This window comes from Pantoea sp. QMID4, assembly GCF_030270445.1.
Taxonomy (GTDB): domain Bacteria; phylum Pseudomonadota; class Gammaproteobacteria; order Enterobacterales; family Enterobacteriaceae; genus Pantoea; species Pantoea vagans.
On sequence record NZ_BSXL01000009.1, the window covers coordinates 1 to 20,198 of the forward strand.

The window sequence follows — 20,198 nt, forward strand, 5'->3', positions numbered from 1 at the left end:
TATTACGCTTTCCTCCTGCAGAGTCAACCTCTATTTCAGAAGTTTTTCTCCGGCGGCGCAGTCTCCTGTGCCTTTCAACCCGTTTCCCGTTGCCGGTGTGCCGTGTCGATGGAGGCGCATTATAGGGCGTTCGCGCGGGCTGACAAGTGTTTATTACGAAAAGATTATCGTTCGCAGTAATTTTCATCAAATCGCGCTATTTCGCTACGATTTGCCTGGTAACTGTGCAAAATCATTGGCAAAAGTGCGTACCTGCTGCCAGTCCGTGTATTCCACTTCTTTTGTTGAATCTGTCTCGCCACCGGTCATACGCATAATCAACTGAATCATGACGCGATCGAACCAGCGATAGCGCGGATAATAAAGTGCGCCCGCGAACACGGCACAGCAATCGGGTTGCCACGGCGAGTTAGCCAGGAACTTCTGCGTATAGGCGTTGGTTTCAGGCGAACGCTTCTCCGGTTTACGCGCCGTCAGGTTCACCGAAAAGAAACCGCTGGTACGCTGCTGCAATTCCCTGAGGTGCTGCTTCACGAACTTATCGACGACCGGCTGGAAATGGCCGTAGCGGATCGAGGCGCCAATCAGCACGCGATCATACTGCGTCCAGTCAGGCAGAGTAGCATCCTGGATGTCCAGCACATCACATGGCTGCTGCTGACGGATCACCTCAGCAATAGAAGAGGCAATCTTCTTTGTTTGTCCGTCGCGAGTGGAATAGAGAATCAGCGCTTTCATGTCAGCATCCTTATTAATTATTCGCGCCAGAAAGTAGGCGTGAACAGCACCAGCAAGGTAAATACCTCGAGACGCCCGAACAACATGGTAGAAATAAGAATCCATTTCGCCACGTCATTCATTGAAGTGAAGTTATCAGCCACTACCCCTAAACCCGGCCCGAGGTTGTTGAGCGTCGCGGCAACCGCAGCAAAAGCCGAGAAGTCATCGACGCCAGTGGCGATGATCGCCAGCATGCTGACCAAAAACACCAGTGCATAAGCCGAGAAGAATCCCCAGACGGCTTCAAGGATACGTTCCGGAAGCGCCCGATTACCCAGCTTAATGGTGTAGACCGCATTCGGGTGAACCAGACGTTTAAGCTCACGGTTACCCTGCTTGCATAACAGCAGAATGCGAATCACTTTCAGGCCACCGCCGGTTGAACCGGCACAGCCGCCAATAAAGGCGGAGCACAACAGCAGCACCGGCAGGAACAATGGCCAGCGTGCGATGCTGTCGGTCGTGAATCCCGCCGTCGTCGCCATGGAAACCACCTGGAAGAAAGCCTGGTTTAGCGTCTGCCAGCCACTGTCATAAACATTGTGGAACCAGAGCACCAGCGTGCAGATCAATACCAGCGTCAGCTGAACGCCAATAAACATGCGGAATTCCGGGTCACGCCAGTACACGCGCAGATTGCGCCCGCTTAACATGGCAAAGTGCAGGCCGTAGTTACAGCCAGAGATCAGCAGAAACACCGCCACGATGGTATTGATAGTGCCACTGTGAAAATAGCCGAGGCTGGCATCGTGGGTAGAAAAGCCGCCAATGGCGATGGTCGAGAAGCTGTGGCCGATAGCATCAAACGCCGGCATGCCCGCCAGCCACAGCGCCAGTGCACAGGCCACCGTCAGCAGGACATAGATCAGCCAGAGTGTCTTGGCCGTCTCGGCGATACGTGGCCGCATCTTGTTATCTTTCAGCGGACCCGGCATTTCAGCGCGATAGAGCTGCATGCCCCCGACGCCCAGAATCGGCAGTATCGCCACCGCTAACACGATAATCCCCATACCGCCCAGCCACTGGAGCATCTGCCGATAGAAGAGGATCGCCTTAGGCAACGAGTCCAGACCCACCAGCGTGGTGGCACCGGTCGTTGTCAGGCCCGAGAACGATTCAAAGAACGCATCCGTCACCGAAAGATGCGGCTGCTCGGCAAAGATAAAGGGCATGGCCCCTACGCTGCCCAGCACCGTCCAGAACAGGACGACGATCAGGAACCCTTCCCGCGGTTTGAGTTCGGTTTTCTTTTTACGATTCGGCCACCACAGCAGCGAGCCAATTACCAGTGCCATCATAAAGGTCTGGCTAAACGCCCGCCCCGCCCCATCGCGATAAATGAGGGCGACCAGACCGGGCAAAATCATCGTCACTGAAAAGAGGATCACCAGCAGACCGACTATGCGGGTAATGGCGCGAAAGTGCATTCAGCCGTTCCTTCAAATAATAGAGATGAACATCAGGGTGTGAGCGGGATCAGCGATAACGCGCCCCGACTAAAGTCTGACAGATTTTTTTTGAATCCGTCGATTTGTCCGTAAGGTACAGCCAGCGTCAATGCAATGCGATCCTGAAACTGACTGTCGGTCACCTTACCGTCGAAACGCTGAACCAGCCGTTCAATATCACTGAGCTGTGGATAGTCGCAGTGCAGGGTGAATAGCTTCATCGGTACTTTGCGCTGCCGTGGCAGCAGCTTAAGCCCCTGCTGGACTCCACCGCCATAGGCTTTCACTAAGCCGCCGGTTCCCAGCATGATGCCACCGTAATAACGCACCACCACGGCGGTAATCTCGCCAATATCTGCGCCCATCAGCTGCGCAAGCATCGGTTTGCCGGCCGTGCCCGAGGGTTCCCCATCATCAGAGAAGCCAAGCTGCTGGGAATCATTGGGTGCGCCCGCGACCCACGCCCAGCAGTGATGCCGGGCAGCAGGGTGCTCGCTTTTGACCTGCTGGACAAAAGCCCGCGCCGCCTCTGCCCCCTCGGTGTGTGCCAGTAGCGTAATGAAGCGACTCTTTTTGATCGTCTCCTCACTGCTGCTGACTGGCACAGCCGGAATATCAAAAGCGTCCATCAGGCCAGATGCAGATCGCGGGTCATATTCTCAACGCGATGTGCATGAATCACCACATTGTCCTCGATACGAATCCCGCCAAAAGGCCGAAGCGCATCAATAGCCTGCCAGTTAAAGTGCTGACTGAAACGGCCTGCACGCAGCGGCGCCAGTAATGAGTCAATAATATAGAAGCCCGGCTCGATGGTTAAGACCATGCCCGGTTGCAGCACGCGGGTGCAGCGAAGATAAGGATATTGCGCGGGCGCGGCCAGATGCGTGCCCTGATCATCCTGCATAAAACCAGCCACGTCATGCACCTGCAGACCCAGCGGATGCCCCAGACCGTGTGGCATAAACGGACCAGTCAGATCTTCAGCCACCAGCGCTTCTTCGCTAATCCCCTGTACCAGCTCAAACTTCAGCAACATCTTTGCAATACGCTGGTGCATCTGAAGATGATAATCGGTGTAGCGCACGCCCGCTTTCAGCGTAGCGATCAGCGCCAGCTCTTCGGCGTTCATCGCCTCAACCATTCTGGCATAGAGCGAACTGCTCTGCGCCGCATAGCTGCGGGTTAAATCGGCGGCATAGCCAAGATACTCAGCACCGGCATCAATCAAAAAGCTGTGGCGTTTCGCCGGTGGCTGATGATCCAGCCGGGTGTAGTGCAGCACCGCAGCGTGTTCATTCAGCGCGATGATATTGCCGTAAGGCACATCAGTATCGCGATGCCCGGTTGCGGTCAGATAGGCCTGGTTGATATCGAACTCGCTTAAGCCTGCGGAGAATGCCTCTTTCGCTGCGCGATGACCCGCAACCGCCAGCTTCTGTGCCTGGCGCAGGCAGGCAAGTTCATAATCTGTTTTGATGCTGCGATGGAAATGCAGGAAGTCGATCACCGCTTTCGGATTGATATTGCCGGAAGTGATACCGAGCTGAGTCGCACGCGCGTTAACCGGGCCGATATAGGCGACGTTATCGCGCTGTGCAGGCAGCAGTTGCGCAATCTCATCGGCATTTTTCAGGCCGATAACCTCAACATCCCCGGTCCAGAAGCTATCCGGCAACGGTTCAACGTTGTGCCAGTAATCTACCGGAGAGTAGAACCACAGTTTCGGTTTGTTCACCCCGTCAATCCACAGCCAGCAGTTGGGGACCTGCGTTACCGGCACCCAGGCCTTGAACTGCGGATTCACCTTAAACGGATAGGTGTGGTCATCCAGAAACACCGTCAACAATTCACCGGAATGGATCAACATCGCATCCAGTTTATTGCGTGCCAGCACCTGCTGCGCCCGTTGTTGCAACGTGGCGATATGCGCGTGATACAAGGTCTTCAGTGAATCCATTGACGTCTCTCCAGTGTCGCGAAATGGCCGCAAGTTTAGCATACCCCTTGTGCAGATGCCGAAGTCGGCGCAGCTGTGATCTTGTTAGCAAATAAGCAAAGAGCAGTTTGCAAATAATTAACATCGCTCCCACACTCACGATCATCTGGTATGACCAGATCACCTTTCGCGGTTTCAGGAGACGCACATGCTCTACCAAGGCGCTAACCTTACTCTTCACTGGCTGGACGATGACATCGCCGAGCTGGTTTTTGACGCTACAGGCTCGGTCAATAAGCTCGATACGCAAACGGTCGCCAGTCTGGGCGAGGCGATTGCGGTGCTGGAACAGCAGCCACAACTGCGCGGCCTGCTGCTGAGCTCCGCTAAACCTGCTTTTATTGTGGGCGCGGATATCACCGAGTTCCTTTCTCTGTTTGATGCACCCACCGAAAAACTGAGTCAGTGGCTGAGCTACGCCAACAGCATCTTCAACCGTCTGGAAGATTTACCGGTGCCAACCCTGGCCGCCATTGACGGCTATGCGCTGGGTGGCGGATGCGAATGCGTACTGGCAACCGATCTGCGTATTGCCACCGCTGACGCGCGCATTGGCCTGCCGGAAACAAAACTTGGCATCATGCCCGGATTTGGCGGCAGCGTGCGGTTACCGCGCCTGCTGGGTGCCGACAGTGCACTGGAAATTATTGCGGCGGGCAAAGATGTGGATGGCAATGCCGCCCTGAAACTCGGGCTGGTCGATGCGGTGGTTGCTCGCGAAAAACTGCGCGAGGCAGGCATCACCATGCTTAAGGCTGCTGCCGCAGATGACAGCTGGCGCGCACGCCGTGCACCGAAACTGGCACCGCTGAAACTCAGCCCGATTGAAGCGGCGATGAGCTTCACGATTGCGAAAGCGATGGTGCTGCAGACCGCAGGTAAACACTATCCCGCTCCGCTAATGGCCGTAAAAACGATTGAAGCGGCAGCCAGCCTGAGTCGTGATGATGCGCTGAAACTTGAAACGGCGGCGTTTGTGCCGCTGGCGCAGTCTGATGAAGCCCGCGCACTGGTCGGCATCTTCCTCAACGACCAGTACGTGAAAAGCCTGGCGAAAAAGCGCGGCAGCGAAAGCGGCGCACCGGCTCAGGCAGCCGTTCTGGGTGCGGGTATCATGGGTGGCGGCATCAGCTACCAGTCGGCATGGAAAGGCGTGCCGGTCAGAATGAAAGACATTAATCCGCAGGCGTTAACGCTGGGGATGAATGAAGCCAGCAAGCTGCTCAATAAACTGCTGGAGCGCGGCAAAATCGACGGCAGTAAACTCGCCAGTGTGATCGCCACTATTCAGCCCACCCTGGATTACGCCGGTTTTGACCAGGCCGATGTGGTGGTGGAAGCCGTAGTAGAGAACCCGCTGATCAAGGCCAGAGTGCTGGCGGAAACCGAACAGCATCTGCGTCAGGATGCGATTCTGGCTTCCAATACCTCAACCATTCCTATCACCCAGCTGGCACAGGCGCTGCAGCGCCCGGAAAATTTCTGTGGCATGCACTTCTTCAATCCGGTACCGCGTATGCCGCTGGTTGAAGTGGTTCGTGGCGAGAAAACCAGTGAAGTCACACTGAGTAAAGTCGTGGCATGGGCCAGCAAAATGGGCAAAACGCCTATCGTGGTGAATGACTGCCCTGGCTTCTTTGTGAATCGTGTGCTGTTCCCCTACTTCGCTGCTTTCAGCCTGCTGCTGCGCGACGGCGCTGATTTCCGTCAGATTGATAACGTGATGGAAAAACAGTTCGGATGGCCGATGGGGCCGTCATGGCTGCTGGATGTGGTGGGCATCGATACCGCACACCACGCGCAAAGCGTCATGGCCGATGGTTTCCCGGATCGCATGAAGCATGACTATCGCGATGCGATCGATCTGCTGTTTGATGCCGGTCGTTTTGGTCAGAAAAATGGCAAAGGCTTCTGGCGCTGGGAAGAGGATAAAAAGGGCAAGCTGAAGAAAGTGCCGGATGCTGAAGTGGATACGCTGCTGCAACAGGTCTGTCATCCCGCGCGGGTCTTCAGTGATGAAGAGATCCTGAATCGCATGATGCTGCCGATGCTGAATGAAGTGGTGCGCTGTCTGGAAGAGAAGATTATCGCCTCACCGGCAGAGGCAGATATGGCGCTGGTCTATGGCCTCGGCTTCCCGCCGTTCCGTGGCGGCGCTTTCCGCTACCTCGATACCCTGGGCAACAGCAATGTGGTCGATCAGGCCCGGCGCTACAGCGGCCTCGGCGGCCTGTATGCCCTGCCTGCGCTGCTGGTGCAGAAAGCCCATCAGCATGAAAGCTGGTATCCCGCCGCCAAACCGATTGATGAAGCCGCGCTGAAAAGCGCCTGAGGGCAAGAAGATGGAAAATGTGGTGATTGTTGATGCAGTGCGCACGCCAATGGGACGTTCAAAAGGTGGAGCCTTTCGGAACGTGCGCGCTGAAGATCTCTCCGCGCACCTGATGCGCGAAATCCTGAGCCGCAACCCGGCGGTGAATCCGGCATCGCTCGACGACATTGTCTGGGGCTGCGTACAGCAGACGCTGGAACAGGGATTTAATATCGCGCGTAACGCCGCGCTGCTGGCCGAAATCCCGCACTCGGTGCCGGCCACGACCGTTAACCGGCTGTGTGGTTCGTCAATGCAGGCGCTGCACGATGCGGCCCGCGCCATTATGGTCGGCGATGCGCAGTGCTGCCTGATTGGCGGCGTGGAGCATATGGGACACGTGCCGATGAATCACGGCGTCGACTTTCATCCCGGCCTGGGCCGCACCGTCGCTAAAGCTGCGGGCATGATGGGCTTAACCGCCGAGATGCTGGCGCGTATGCATCATATCAGCCGTGAGCAGCAGGATGCGTTTGCCCTGCGTTCGCACCAGCGCGCATGGCAGGCCACCCAGCGCGGGGACTTCGCAACGGAGATTGTCGCCACCTATGGCCACGACAGCGAGGGCATTCTTAAGCGCTATGATTTCGATGAGGTGATCCGCGAGGAGACCAGCGCCGAAGGGCTGGCGGCACTTAAACCCGCCTTCGATCCGGTGAATGGCACCGTCACGGCGGGAACGTCGTCGGCGTTGTCAGATGGCGCGGCCGCCATGCTGATTATGAGTGAATCACGCGCCCGTGAGCTTGGGCTAACGCCACGCGCACGTATCCGCAGCATGGCGGTAGTCGGCTGTGATCCGTCGATCATGGGTTACGGACCGGTTCCGGCCAGCAAACTGGCATTGAAACGGGCGGCACTGAGCGTCAGTGATATCGACGTGTTTGAGCTGAACGAAGCCTTTGCCGCGCAGACCCTGCCCTGTATTAAAGACTTAGGTTTGCTGGAACTGATGGATGAGAAGGTCAATCTGAATGGCGGCGCGATTGCGTTGGGCCATCCGCTGGGCTGTTCCGGCGCACGCATCAGCACCACATTACTGAACATCATGGAACGCCGCGATGCCCGTTTTGGCCTTGCCACCATGTGCATCGGACTGGGCCAGGGGATCGCAACCGTATTCGAGCGTCTTTAATACGTTGAGTCTTACTTTGTCAGATTTACCCGCCGTTGATCGGCGGGTTTTTTCTGGCTGCTACCGGGAATCAGATAAAGGCAAACGCATCGCCATACATCTGTGATTCCACTGCGCCACGCTCGGCACAGAAACGATCGCGGGCAATCTTCGCCATCTCAAAACGTCCGGCGATGTAGATCTCATGCTCACTCAGCGTGCTGAAGTCCTGCATCACTGCGGTCAGTACCGTACCAGAACGGCCCTGCCAGCCTGCTTCGGGCTGCTCGACGACCGGGATCACCTTCAGGTTCGGGTGCTTCACGGCCAGCGCATCCAGCTCATCCATATCGTACAGATGCTTAAGCTCACGTCCGCCCCAGTAAATGGCGATGTCGCGCTCTGGCTGTTCCGCAAGTGCGGTAAGCAGAATCGAACGGGCATAGGAGAAACCGGTGCCGCCTGCAATCAGGATCAGCGGTTTGGTGCTCTCTTCACGCAACCAGGCATCGCCATGCGGCATATCAACCGTGATCTGGCGATCGTTACGGATGCGGTCCATTACAGCCATCGCATAGAGGTTCAGATCGGACGCGCCGATATGCAGCTCGATAATATCTTTTTCCATCGGCGTTGAGGCCAGTGAGAACGGACGCTTGTCGCGCTCATCCATCACTACCATCAGATACTGTCCCGCGCGAAAACTGAATTCCGCTTCAGGGATCAGGCGAACGCGATAGACCGTGTCGGTAATCGCCTCAACCGAAGTTACTTTACAGCTTAACGTTGTCATGCGTTCCCTCTGTCGGGTCGTCTTTATGGTTGTGCTCGCCATCAACGCTGTGGCGGCTGATCAAAAATACCTAGCTCATCCCAGATAGCATCAATGCGCGCAGTGACCGCCGGATCTTTAACGATGGGGGTGCCCCATTCACGCTGCGTTTCACCTGGCCACTTATTGGTCGCATCCATCCCCATTTTCGACCCCAGCCCGGAAACGGGTGAGGCGAAATCGAGATAATCGATTGGGGTATTTTCCACCAATACCGTATCGCGGGCCGGATCCATACGGGTGGTTATGGCCCAGATCACGTCGTTCCAGTCACGCGCATTAACATCATCGTCACACACAATAACAAATTTGGTGTACATGAACTGCCGTAAAAATGACCAGACGCCAAACATGACACGTTTGGCATGCCCGGCGTACTGCTTTTTAATCGTCACGACCGCCAGCCGGTATGAGCAACCTTCAGGCGGCAGATAGAAGTCCACAATCTCCGGAAACTGCTTCACCAGGATTGGCACCAGCACTTCATTCAGCGCCACCCCCAACACCGCAGGCTCATCCGGCGGACGGCCGGTGTAGGTGGAGTGATAGATAGGCTTATGGCGCTGCGTAATATGTGTCACGGTAAACACCGGGAAGCTATCTACTTCATTGTAGTAGCCAGTGTGGTCGCCGTAAGGTCCTTCTGGCGCCATATCGTCCGCTTCGATATACCCTTCCAGTACGATTTCCGCACTGGCTGGCACTTCGAGATCGTTCGACAGGCACTTTACCACTTCGGTTTTATTGCCGCGCAGCAACCCGGCGAACGCATATTCTGACAGCGTATCCGGCACCGGCGTGACGGCACCGAGAATGGTGGCGGGATCGGCACCCAGCGCCACCGAGACCGGAAAACGCTCACCCGGATGCGCTTTCGTCCACTCCAGATAATCGAGCGCGCCGCCACGGTGCGACAGCCAGCGCATAATCAGACGGTTTTTGCCGATCACCTGCTGTCGATAAATGCCAAGATTCTGCCGCTCTTTATGCGGGCCACGCGTGACGGTCAGTCCCCAGGTAATCAGCGGTGCCGCATCGCCAGGCCAGCATTTCATCACCGGAATGCGCGTCAGATCGACTTCATCGCCGCTGAACACCTCTTCCTGACAGGGTGCATTGCGCAGACGTTTGGTCGGCATGTTCAGAACCTGCTTAAACTGCGGCATCTTATCGAACAGATCGCGGAAGCCTTTTGGCGGCTCCGGCTCTTTCAGGAAGGCCAGCAGTTTACCCACTTCACGCAGTGCGCTGACTTCTTCCTGGCCCATGCCCATGGCCACGCGCTTTGGCGTGCCGAACAGATTGCACAGCACCGGCATGTCGTACCCTTTCGGGTTTTCAAACAGCAGAGCGGGGCCACCGGCACGCAGGGTGCGGTCGGCAATTTCGGTCATTTCCAGTTCAGGATCGATCGACTGGGTAATGCGCTTTAGCTCACCGCGCTGTTCGAGCAGCGCGAGAAAGTCTCTTAAATCGTGATATTTCATGCGGCTTTAGCTTTCCGGCCAGAGTGAGTCGGCCATTATAGGTCTGATTACACGGAGTTGCTGAGGTTTATACGGCCGCTTCATACGCACTGAAAGGGAACCAGCGGTTGTAACGCACGGGCATCGTGATGCCCCTGAATCGGCTCGCCGTGGCGAAACAGTTTAAAATCTTCGTTACGCACGCTGTGATAACGCAGCTGATTGTCATGCAGATGCAGAAAACTGCCTTCACGCAGCGCAATGACCGACTCAGCAGGGTTAACTGCACAGAACTCCGCCAGACGTTCATCGCGGGTTTCGCCCATGTGGCCACTGACGCTGGCATCCAGATAATGGGGATTGATCTGCACCGGAAAGAGGCCCAGCGCAGGTAACACCACGCTGCTACGCACCGGCATATCGTTAGTGGTACGGATTGAGGGTGTTGCCACGTTGCAGCCTGCGCTCCAGCCGACATAGGGTACCTGCCGCTCCCGCACCGCACGCTGAATTGCTCCGATCAGACCCTGTTCATGCAGCATCTGATTCAGAAACCAGGTGTTGCCACCGCTGACTAAAATCAGCTCTGCCTGGGCAATCGCGTCAGCTGGCGAAGCGAATGCCTGAACCCGCTCCACCTGAATTCCGAGAGAAGCACTGAGCTCGGCAGCACGTTGCTGCTGGTCGCCACGAATAATTGCGTAGGGGATCAGTACCGCCGAGCGGATAGCGCATCGGGCGATCATGGCGTGCAGCTGTGGCTGCGCATAGCCCAGCAGCGGCGCATCATCGGCCAGCTTGCCATTGCTCAACAGAAAGAGTTCCATCAGAGGATCCTTGTGCAGATGTGATGGTCATCGAGTCTGATACAGAGCAATAGCCGACGTCAATTACCCATCAATGCTTTTACTGCCATCCGGGATGTTAGGAAAAGTCTCAGTTTATTTTCGCTGCAGGACGCTTTACCCTGCCCCTGCGCTATAACTCTGGCAGCAGGTTTGCTATTCTTAGCGTCCATTCAATGGGAGCAGTTATGGAATCCTGGTACTTACTCTATTGCAAACGTGGACAGCTATTGCGCGCGAAGGAGCATCTGGAGCGGCAGGAAGTGCATTGCCTCAGTCCAATGATCGCTCTGGAAAAAATCGTGCGCGGCAAACGCACCACGGTGAGTGAGCCACTATTTCCAAATTATCTGTTTATCGAATTCGATCCGGAAGCGATTCACACCACGACGATTAGCAGCACACGCGGTGTCAGTCACTTCGTGCGCTTTGGCACCACGCCCGCAACCGTGCCATCGGCAGTGATCGAAGCGCTGGAAACCGACGTTCCGCAAATCCTGCTTGACCCTGAGACGCCACAAAGCGGCGATGAAGTCGTCATCACCGAAGGGACGTTTGAAGGACTGCGCGCCATTTTTGCCGAGCCGGATGGCGAAACGCGCTCGATTCTGTTGCTGAATCTGCTGAATAAGCAGGTGATGCGCAGCGTCGACAACAAGCAGTTCCGTAAGATTTAAGCCAGTCTGAACAACGTCCGCGCATTCTGATCGATGCGGGTCGCCAGTTCCTCAGCACTCTCGCCCCGCCATGTCGCCACCTGATTAACAATATGCGGTAAAAAGCAGGGTTCGTTCCGGCGTGAGGTCGGGCGCGGACGTATGTCGCGTGGCAGCAGATAAGGCGCATCCGTTTCCAGCAGCAGCCGGTCAGCCGGAATCAGCGGCAGCAACTCGCGTAATTCCAGCCCACGGCGCTCATCGCAAACCCAGCCCGTAATCCCCACCGATAATCCCATCGCCAGACAGGCCTCCAGCTCATCACGCGTGCCGGTAAAGCAGTGGATCACCGCACCAGCCAGTTTCGGCAGCCAGGGTTCAAGTACCGCAGCGAAACGGGCATGGGCTTCACGGCAGTGCAGAAACACCGGCATGTTGAGTTCGGCCGCCAGCGCCAGCTGCGCGTCAAACGCATACTCCTGCTGCTCATGTGCCGACAGGTTGCGATTGAAATCGAGCCCGCACTCACCGATAGCGACCACTTCCGGTTTTTCAACCAGGCGACGCAGGGTACTGGCGATTTCCGTGGACCATTCGCTGGCATGGTGAGGATGAACGCCCGCGGTAGACCAGCAGAAGCCGGGTTGAGCTTCAGCCAGTCGCTGAGCCTGCTGGCTCTCCAGCGCGTTAGTGCCGGTAATAAGCATGCCGGTGACGCCCGCATCACGCGCGCGTTTAACCACCTTTTGCCGGTCGGAGGCGAATTGCGTGCTGGTCAGGTTTACACCGATATCAAACATAATATTTCCCACTGTTTATAAACAAAAACCGCCCATCAGGGCGGTTTGGAGTGAACGCTTCCCGCCAGTGCGGGTAAGGCTGTCAGCATCAGGCGTCGGTGTTCTCTTCCTCATCCTGTAAGCGTCGGCCTTTACCCACGTAGTACCGGGAAAAGAATACGCCGACTTCAAACAGGCAGTACATCGGAATAGCGAGCAAAGTTTGGGAAAAAACATCCGGCGGTGTGAGCAACATCCCGACCACGAAGGCGCCCACCAGAATATAGGGGCGCTTCTTCTTCAGCTCTTCCGGACTGGTGATCCCGGTCCAGCACAGCAACACAATCGCTACCGGTACTTCAAACGCCACGCCAAATGCCATAAACAGCGTCATGACAAAATCGAGGTATTTAGAGATATCCGTTGCGACGGTGACGCCAATCGGTGCGGTCTTGGTGAAAAAACCAAATGCCAGTGGGAAGACCACGAAGTAGGCAAAAGCCACGCCGAAATAGAACAGGAAGGTGCTGGAAAAGAGCAGCGGCATAACCAGCTTACGCTCATGCCGGTAGAGCGCCGGGGCGACAAAGGCCCAGACCTGATAGAGGATCACCGGCACCGCAAGAAACACCGACACAATAATGGTCAGCTTAATCGGGGTGAAAAACGGTGAGGCCACATCGGTCGCGATCATGCTCGATCCAACCGGCATCTGGCTGATCAGCGGTGCCGCGACCAGCTGATAGATGTCATTGGCGAAGTAAACCAGCACCAGGAAAATCGCTAATACAGCGAGAATGCAATTCAGTAGTCGCTTACGCAGCTCAATCAGATGACTGATGAGCGGTTGGGTATCTTCAACGGCCATTATCGTTCATCACTTGCAGAAGGGGAGGCTGCGGGATTACGCGCAGAATCTGCCGGTCTGGCAATATCACTCGCAGGCGCCTGTGCCGGAGCGCTGGCCACAGCGGCAGGTGCGGCAGAGGATTGCACAGCCGGAGTGGATGAAACCGCTGATGGAGCCTGTGCCGGAGCCGTGGCGACTGCGGAAGGTGCCGCAGAAGGTTGCACGGCCGGAGCTGAATCTGAAACCGCAGCGGGAGCCTGTGCCGGGGCGCTGGCCTGATGTTCTGCGCTAGCCGGCGTTGCCGAAGGCTCAACCGGGCCAGGTTCAGATGCCTGCACCGCATCAGAAGCCGCATGATGCGCGGACCTGTGCTGAGCCGAATGAATGGTGTTTGCCTCGTCTTCCTCTTTTTCAATGTCGATGCTCTGACTGACCGATCGTTTCATTGAATCCGCAGTTTTACGCAGCTCTTCCATCGACTCTTTCAGCTCAGGGGAGAGCGTGCCGCGGCCCGCTTCTTCCACCTTTTTCAGGCTCTCCTGCAATTCCTGCAGCTTGAGTTCCTGCGCCAGTTCATGTTGTACATTGGCTGCCAGCGAGCGAATCGCCCTGATCCAGCCGACCACGGTTTTCACCGCAACCGGTAAACGTTGCGGGCCGAGAACAATCAGCCCGATAACGAACACCAATACCAGTTCACTAAAACCAATATCGAACACGGTTTACACCTGCTTGTCGTTCTTGGCTTCTTCTTTGTTAGCCGACGTTTGCTGTTTGTCCGCCAGTGTTTTGGCCGCGAAGTCAGCGTCCTGCTCTTTCGGTTGATCCTTTTTGTCATCCTCGTCACTCATCGCTTTTTTGAAGCCACGAATCGAAGAACCTAAATCTGAACCCAGATTACGTAATTTGTTGGTACCGAACAGAAGAACAACAATCACGGCAATGATTAACAATTGCCAGATACTGATACCGCCCATGAGATAGCCTCTAATATTCTGTGAAAACGATAAGGTAATGCAGGACAGAGTGCCCTTTTTAACCGGGCTTTAGCCAGCGACATTACCTTTTTTTAAACAGACGTGACAATCAGTTTGTCTTACGCCAGCCGATTAACCAGGAGACGATTCCCGCTGCCATCAGCACTGCCGGGAAGAAGTCCCAGTCCGGTCGGGTGAGCAGCACCGCCGTTCCACTTAACAGCAACGTTGCACCGACGCCAAACAGGTATCGCGCCTGATGGTGACGGACGCGTTGCGCGTTCATGTCGCCCACTAACTTATCGACGCTGTGCCGTAAGAGTTTGTGCTGGCGCATGCTGTCGTAAAAGAGTTCTGGCAACTCAGGTAACTTTTCAGCCCAGAATGGCGCTTTCTCTTTGACCGCACGAATAATAGCGGGCAAACCGACCTGATCCTTAATCCAGTCTTCCAGGAACGGCTTAGCCGTCTTCCACAGGTCGAGCTGCGGATAGAGCTGACGGCCAATCCCTTCCACATAGAGCAGCGTTTTTTGCAGTAATACCAGTTGCGGCTGCACTTCCATATTAAAGCGACGTGCGGTGTTAAACAGATTCAGCAGCACATGGCCGAAGGAGATCTCAGCCAGTGGTTTTTCAAAAATCGGCTCACAGACCGTACGGATCGCAAACTCGAAATCTTCAACGTTGGTATCGGGCGGCACCCAGCCTGAGTCAACGTGCAGCTCCGCGACCTTACGGTAGTCACGGTTGAAGAAGGCGATGAAGTTTTCCGCCAGATAACGCTTATCTTCTTTGTTCAGCGAACCCACGATACCGCAGTCGATGCCGATATATTGTGGGTCTTCCGGATGCTCATAGCTGACAAAAATGTTGCCCGGATGCATATCCGCATGGAAGAAGCTGTCGCGGAAAACCTGGGTGAAGAAGACCTGCACGCCACGCTCTGCCAGCAGCTTCATGTTCACACCATGACGCTCCAGCGTCGCTACGTCTGAAATCGGAATGCCGTAGATGCGTTCCATCACCATCATGGTTTCGCTGCAGTAATCTGAATAGACTTCCGGCACATAGAGCATGCGGCTATCTTCAAAGTTCCGGCGCAGCTGAATGGCGTTGGCGGCTTCGCGTAACAGATTCAGTTCATCAAGCAGGGTTTTCTCATAATCGCGCACCACCTCGACCGGACGCAGACGACGGCCATCCGGCAGCAGACGCGGAACCCAGCGTGCCAGCCGATAGATAAGCTTCATGTCCGCTCTGATGACCGGCAAAATATCGGGGCGAATGACTTTGATGACCACTTTCTTACCGGTCGATTTCAGCGTGGCGGTGTGCACCTGCGCAATGGATGCCGACGCCAGTGGCTTGATATCAAAATCATCAAACCAGGTTTCAATCGGTGCGCCCATTGAGGCTTCAATCTGCGCTTTGGCTTTGACGCCATCAAACGGCGCAACGCGGTCCTGCAGGATTGCCAGTTGATCGGCGATCAGCGGCGGGAAAAGATCGCGACGCGTCGACAGCATCTGACCAAACTTGATCCAGACCGGCCCAAGTTGCTCCATCGCCATGCGCATGCGTGCGCCAATCGGTTCATGCTTATACAGATTCGGGATCCAGAAAACAGAGCGACGCCACAGGCGAAACAGGAAAGTGAGGCGTGTCTGAGGGATCAGTTCATCAAGGCCGTAGGTCAGAAAGACCTTCATGATCAAATATAAACGGCGGATCTCTCCAAAACTCATTTTGCCTCCAGCTGCGCCAGACGCGCATCAAGCGCCTCAAGCGAACGTTCCATCGCGTCGACCTCCTCAGAAAACCAGGCTAACTCCAGCGAGCCAGGCGCAACACGCCACTCTTCGGTAATGGCCTGTCCGAGATAATCCTGGCGACGCTGCACTTCAACTTTGAAAAAGCGGAATGCCTGTTGTGAGCGCTGACTGATGCCCTGAGCGGCGATATCGCCGACCCAGGGAGCCAGATATTCTGCCGGATCCAGCTCAGCCAGATCCATCAGTGCGGAGAACTGCTGCACCACCTGCAGGTCACCTTCAACCTGCAGCTCACCGCTGCGGATCAGCGGCGTCAGCTGCTGGCGATCGCGCAGCTTAGGCAGCGTTTTCAGCGAGGTGATCACCGTGCAGTCACTGCGATCCTGCCAGTCTGCTAATACGTCGAGCTGCTGCTCACTGAAAACCAGCACCAGCGGATGCGAAAACTCACTCAGGCGCAGCGTCAGCACTTTGCCATTCAGACGTTGCCGCGCCGCTTTCAGGCCACGATCGCGATAGAGGATACGGTTCAGCGCCGTTTCCAGACCCGCGGTAATCAAGGGCGTCAGGTTCATTACCATCTCACTCAGAACTTAAATCCACGATGCAGCGCGACAATGCCGCCGGTCATATTGGAGTAAGTGGTATTTTCAAAACCGACATCGTTCATCATCGCTTTCAGGGTCTCCTGATCGGGATGCATGCGGATCGATTCGGCCAGATAGCGATAGCTCTCTGCATCCTGCGCCACCAGCTGTCCGATGCGCGGCAGAATGTGGAACGAGTATGCGTCATACGCTTTGCTCAGCGGATCCAGAACAGGCTTAGAGAACTCCAGCACCAGCAGGCGTCCGCCCGGCTTAAGGACGCGGAACATGGAGGCCAGCGCCTTCTCTTTTTCCGTGACGTTGCGCAGACCAAAGGAGATGGTGATGCAGTCGAAATAGTTATCGGGGAAAGGCAGCGCTTCTGCGTTGGCCTGGACGTAACTCACGTTGCCCACCACGCCCTGATTGCGCAGTTTTTCGCGGCCCATCTTCAGCATGGAGCTGTTGATATCCGCCAGGACAACCTGACCGGTTTCGCCCACCAGGCGAGAGAATTTGGCGGTGAGATCGCCGGTACCACCCGCCAGATCTAACACGCGCTGACCGCGACGTACGCCGCTGCTGTCAATGGTAAAACGCTTCCAGATACGATGGACGCCAAACGACATCAAATCGTTCATCAGGTCATATTTTGCTGCTACGGAGTGAAACACATCCGCGACTTTGTCAGCTTTTTCGCTTTTGGCGACCGTCTGAAAGCCAAAATGGGTAGTTTCCTGCTGTGATTCATCTGCCATCGGTTTTACCTGCTCCACAAACAATACTTCCCGAAGTGTATCAGAGTCACGGAAGTCAGGCACGCTGCGCCCATACTATTCGTGGAGGCGTCTCACACGACTCTCACTTTCATCCGCATCCCTGTCGTCATCTGCGTCGTCAGCCGCCCGGTTTTCCGGCATAGCCCGTTCAGCCAGCTGAGGATTGATGGGTCGTTTAATCTCCACGCCCAGCGCACGAAATCCTTCCGTCTGCGCAATCAGGTTGCCGCGCCCTTCTGCCAGCTTTTTCATCGCCTCGCGATAGCTGTTCTGCGCCTTATCCAGGCTGTGACCAATGCCACTCATGTCATCGACAAACAGCCGCATCTTGTCATAGAGGCGCGTGGCCCGGTCAGCAATACGCTGCGCATTGCGGCTCTGATGCTCGTAGCGCCAGAGATTGTTGATGGTACGCAGCGCCACCAGCAGCGTGGTGGGACTGACCAGCATGATGTTCTGCTGCAGCGCCTCGCCAATCAGCTCAGGCTGTCGGTCAATCGCCAGCAAAAAGGCCGGCTCGACCGGAATGAACATCAACACATAATCCAGCGACCGTAAACCGGGCAATTGTTGATAATCTTTTCGTCCCAGCAGACGAATATGCGCCCGCATGGCCGCGACATGCTCCTGGATCGCCTGCTCACGTTCGATCTCATCATCCGCATTGAAGTAGCGTTCATAGGCCACCAGCGTCATTTTGGCGTCCACCACCACATCTTTGCCCTGCGGCAGACGCACAATGACATCCGGCTGCATCCTGCCCTGCTGTTCTGACTGGATGCTGACCTGAGTTTCATATTCGTAGCCTTCACGCAGCCCGGATGCTTCCAGTACCCGGCTCAGCACCACTTCACCCCAGTTACCCTGGATTTTATTATCGCCCTTGAGCGCTTTGGTCAGGTTAAGCGCCTCCTGTGCCATCTGCGCATTCAGCTGCTGTAACTGCCGGATTTCATGAGTCAGGGTGTGCCGTTCACGTGCCTCTGCGCCAAAGCTTTCATGCACCTGACGGCGGAAACCATCCAGCTGTTCACGCAGCGGGCCAATCAGCCCGTCCAGACTCTGGCGGTTCTGTTCATCTACGCGACGGCCGCTGTTTTCGAAAATACGGTTGGCGAGGTTTTCAAACTGGGCGCTGAGGCGTTGTTCGCTGTTGGTCAGCAGGCGCTGTTTCTCTTCAGCGGCAAAACGGGTCTCTTCAAGGCGGATGGTCACTTCGCGCAGCTCTGCTTCCTGCGCGCTGTTCACCTCCAGCTGATTACGCAGTTCACGATTAAGCTGTTCGCTTTCATTGCGCCAGTAATCAAGCTGTTGCAGGCGCTCATTGGCACCGCTCAGCGCGCCATGAAGCTGACGCAGCTCCTGCTCACGCTGCTGCGTCTGCTGCTGAAGCTGTTCGATTTGCTGCTGCTGGCGCTGTTGCGCCTCTTCCTGCAGACGGCGCTCGGTCTGAAAACTGGCGACCTGATGGCCGGCACGTAACTGTGCCAGCATCCAGCCAATCCCCAATCCGGCAAGCGCCAGACAGGCGCTGATAATGATGTGCTGATCCATGATTTCCCCGCGACTCAGGCTGCTGAGGAAAAAGGTAGAGTCGCACTGTATGAATGTCCAGACAAATTTACCGACATTCAGCGCCTTACAGGGCCGCTACCGTCAGCTTTCCAGCCTGCCACTCATCAATCAGGAAGAATGGCATCGGCAATAGCCACTCGCCGTTTTTGACCTGCGCCAGATAATGCCAGGTTGTCTCGCCGGAGGTGATCGCAACGCGCTGTCTGCTGCCCTTAGTGGCGCTGGATTTACCGGTCATACTGGCAAAGCCGGCATTGCTGCCAACGTGGAAATGCGGCGTCTGCCAGCGCACGGGCGCATGATCAGGCCACGCCCGGGCCTGATGAAAACTGAACAGCTCATCATGGCTCAGGAGGCTTTCACGCACTGTCGGCCATAACGCCACTTTGAGGAAATATTGATCGGTGAAGCGCTGACTACCCTGATACCGGGCAATGAAATCACGCATCGCCTGTTCCACGTTGTGAAAGACGCCGTGACAGCCGCCCCACATTCCCGCCAGCAGCAGTTCGGTATGAGAGAAGTAGTCGCGCATATGGTGGAACCAGTAAGGCGACGCCAGCCAGGCGTTTACCGCGGCCGCTTCGCGCTCCGAAAGCAGTGAGTCGGCATCGCGCACGATAAAGCGCTTCACGTCAGGATCGTCGAGCACCAGAAAACGCCACAGGGTCGGAAACAGCGTTTTCTCGTGAGACATATCGACCAACTGGACGTGTGGCTGGTCCAGGCGCTGCCAGACATGCTGCGGCACGCTGTCATCAAGATAGATGCGGCAAATCCAGCCGGGATAGAACTCAGGTGCCACCTCAACGTTTTTAATCAGCGTTTCGCAATAGCGTGGCTGATCGCCATACAGGCAGAAGGCGATAACATTCTGATGGGGCTGGCTGAGATCCACAGGCTCAGGTTGCAGCGCGGGAAATGCAGTTCGTTGCCCCTGACTGAAACGCGCATCAGAGCGCATCAGCGACGCCAGACCGAAACGTGCCACCTCTTCCTTTTTGCCCAGCCAGCCGCACACTTCGGTTAAGCCATCCAGCCAGGTTTCAGAAGCCGTGGCCTGCACCGCGGGCGGTGACTGATAAATCTTCTGGTAGATTTTGTACGATTTATTGTACTGACCCAGACGCAGCAGGCAGAGCGCGTAGTCGCTCAGCACCTGCATCTGATTGGGCATTGAGCGCAAGACTTCTTCGCAGCACCGGGCAGCCAGCGCGTGGTCACCCTGCTGCATGGCAGCGCGAAAACGTTCGGCACTGCGTTCCAGCCGGGCATTGATTGCCGCAGGATTAGCGCCAGGGACAGGACGTCGGACAGGAATCGTATTGCGCATAAACACTCTCAGGTTTCACTGATGTTACGCGCC

19 protein-coding genes are annotated in these 20,198 nt (G+C 56.0%); 3 read left to right on the forward strand and 16 right to left on the reverse strand.

All coding sequences use genetic code 11. The features are described 5' to 3' along the window. Positions 1-204: 204 nt before the first annotated feature. Genes hemG through pepQ form a run of 4 tightly spaced genes read right to left on the reverse strand, consistent with a single transcriptional unit; the run spans position 205 to position 4,188 of the window. Positions 205-738 (reverse strand): menaquinone-dependent protoporphyrinogen IX dehydrogenase, encoded by a 534-nt coding sequence (hemG, locus tag QSK07_RS19175; protein WP_275222138.1) that lies wholly within the window; start codon positions 736-738, stop codon positions 205-207. A gap of 17 nt (positions 739-755) precedes the next feature. Continuing rightward, positions 756-2,207 carry a Trk system potassium transporter TrkH gene (gene trkH, locus QSK07_RS19180; protein ID WP_098051830.1) on the reverse strand — a complete coding sequence of 484 codons (1,452 nt, stop codon included), beginning with the start codon at positions 2,205-2,207 and terminating at the stop codon, positions 756-758. Positions 2,208-2,239: 32 nt separating this feature from the next. Beyond that, positions 2,240-2,857 (reverse strand): IMPACT family protein, encoded by a 618-nt coding sequence (locus QSK07_RS19185; protein WP_285722364.1) that lies wholly within the window; start codon positions 2,855-2,857, stop codon positions 2,240-2,242. Next, positions 2,857-4,188, reverse strand: coding sequence for a Xaa-Pro dipeptidase (pepQ, locus tag QSK07_RS19190; protein WP_285722366.1), 1,332 nt, complete (start codon positions 4,186-4,188; stop codon positions 2,857-2,859). The genes QSK07_RS19185 and pepQ overlap by 1 nt, the downstream gene beginning before the upstream one ends. A gap of 187 nt (positions 4,189-4,375) precedes the next feature. On the opposite strand from pepQ, the gene fadB reads away from it, so the two are divergent. Then, a complete protein-coding gene (gene fadB / locus QSK07_RS19195; protein WP_285722368.1) occupies positions 4,376-6,559 on the forward strand; it encodes a fatty acid oxidation complex subunit alpha FadB in 2,184 nt (727 codons plus the stop codon). A gap of 10 nt (positions 6,560-6,569) precedes the next feature. Continuing rightward, positions 6,570-7,733, forward strand: coding sequence for an acetyl-CoA C-acyltransferase FadA (fadA, locus tag QSK07_RS19200; RefSeq protein WP_285722370.1), 1,164 nt, complete (start codon positions 6,570-6,572; stop codon positions 7,731-7,733). Between the two features lie 70 nt (positions 7,734-7,803). On the opposite strand, the gene fre is transcribed toward fadA, so the two are convergent. The 3 genes from fre to pepE all read right to left on the reverse strand — a co-directional run bounded on the left by fre (position 7,804) and on the right by pepE (position 10,837). Further along, a complete protein-coding gene (gene fre / locus QSK07_RS19205) occupies positions 7,804-8,505 on the reverse strand; it encodes an NAD(P)H-flavin reductase (RefSeq protein ID WP_008926461.1) in 702 nt (233 codons plus the stop codon). 41 nt (positions 8,506-8,546) lie between these two features. Next, entirely contained in the window at positions 8,547-10,031 is a 1,485-nt protein-coding gene (ubiD, locus tag QSK07_RS19210; protein ID WP_098051835.1) for a 4-hydroxy-3-polyprenylbenzoate decarboxylase, read from the reverse strand. An 80-nt stretch (positions 10,032-10,111) separates the two neighbouring features. Further along, the gene (gene pepE / locus QSK07_RS19215) at positions 10,112-10,837 is read right to left on the reverse strand and encodes a dipeptidase PepE (RefSeq protein ID WP_285722374.1); all 726 of its coding nucleotides are present in this window, start codon (positions 10,835-10,837) and stop codon (positions 10,112-10,114) included. Between the two features lie 206 nt (positions 10,838-11,043). Here pepE and rfaH point away from each other — a divergent pair, with 206 nt between their 5' ends. Continuing rightward, positions 11,044-11,532 (forward strand): transcription/translation regulatory transformer protein RfaH, encoded by a 489-nt coding sequence (gene rfaH, locus QSK07_RS19220; RefSeq protein ID WP_033734838.1) that lies wholly within the window; start codon positions 11,044-11,046, stop codon positions 11,530-11,532. Here rfaH and tatD read toward each other — a convergent pair. From tatD to QSK07_RS19265, 9 genes are all read right to left on the reverse strand, one after another. Further along, a complete protein-coding gene (gene tatD / locus QSK07_RS19225) occupies positions 11,529-12,311 on the reverse strand; it encodes a 3'-5' ssDNA/RNA exonuclease TatD (protein WP_285722376.1) in 783 nt (260 codons plus the stop codon). The two genes, rfaH and tatD, sit on opposite strands and share 4 nt — an antisense overlap. Positions 12,312-12,399: 88 nt before the next feature. Then, the gene (tatC, locus tag QSK07_RS19230; RefSeq protein WP_013359715.1) at positions 12,400-13,158 is read right to left on the reverse strand and encodes a Sec-independent protein translocase subunit TatC; all 759 of its coding nucleotides are present in this window, start codon (positions 13,156-13,158) and stop codon (positions 12,400-12,402) included. After that, positions 13,158-13,859: a Sec-independent protein translocase protein TatB gene (gene tatB, locus QSK07_RS19235; protein ID WP_285722378.1), complete on the reverse strand. Its 702-nt coding sequence runs from the start codon at positions 13,857-13,859 to the stop codon at positions 13,158-13,160. The genes tatC and tatB overlap by 1 nt, the downstream gene beginning before the upstream one ends. A gap of 3 nt (positions 13,860-13,862) precedes the next feature. Beyond that, on the reverse strand, positions 13,863-14,117 hold the full coding sequence (gene tatA / locus QSK07_RS19240) for a Sec-independent protein translocase subunit TatA (RefSeq protein ID WP_009088506.1): 255 nt from the start codon (positions 14,115-14,117) through the stop codon (positions 13,863-13,865). Positions 14,118-14,226: 109 nt separating this feature from the next. Beyond that, positions 14,227-15,864 carry a ubiquinone biosynthesis regulatory protein kinase UbiB gene (ubiB, locus tag QSK07_RS19245; protein ID WP_033734835.1) on the reverse strand — a complete coding sequence of 546 codons (1,638 nt, stop codon included), beginning with the start codon at positions 15,862-15,864 and terminating at the stop codon, positions 14,227-14,229. Then, positions 15,861-16,466 carry a ubiquinone biosynthesis protein UbiJ gene (gene ubiJ / locus QSK07_RS19250; RefSeq protein ID WP_285722383.1) on the reverse strand — a complete coding sequence of 202 codons (606 nt, stop codon included), beginning with the start codon at positions 16,464-16,466 and terminating at the stop codon, positions 15,861-15,863. The genes ubiB and ubiJ overlap by 4 nt, the downstream gene beginning before the upstream one ends. Positions 16,467-16,477: 11 nt before the next feature. Continuing rightward, positions 16,478-17,236, reverse strand: a complete 759-nt coding sequence (ubiE, locus tag QSK07_RS19255; RefSeq protein WP_008926452.1) for a bifunctional demethylmenaquinone methyltransferase/2-methoxy-6-polyprenyl-1,4-benzoquinol methylase UbiE — start codon at positions 17,234-17,236, stop codon at positions 16,478-16,480. Positions 17,237-17,311: 75 nt separating this feature from the next. Further along, positions 17,312-18,811, reverse strand: a complete 1,500-nt coding sequence (gene rmuC, locus QSK07_RS19260) for a DNA recombination protein RmuC (RefSeq protein ID WP_285722393.1) — start codon at positions 18,809-18,811, stop codon at positions 17,312-17,314. A gap of 85 nt (positions 18,812-18,896) precedes the next feature. Beyond that, complete coding sequence (locus QSK07_RS19265; RefSeq protein ID WP_285722395.1) at positions 18,897-20,165, reverse strand: tetratricopeptide repeat protein; 1,269 nt, start codon at positions 20,163-20,165, stop codon at positions 18,897-18,899. Positions 20,166-20,198: the final 33 nt, after the last annotated feature.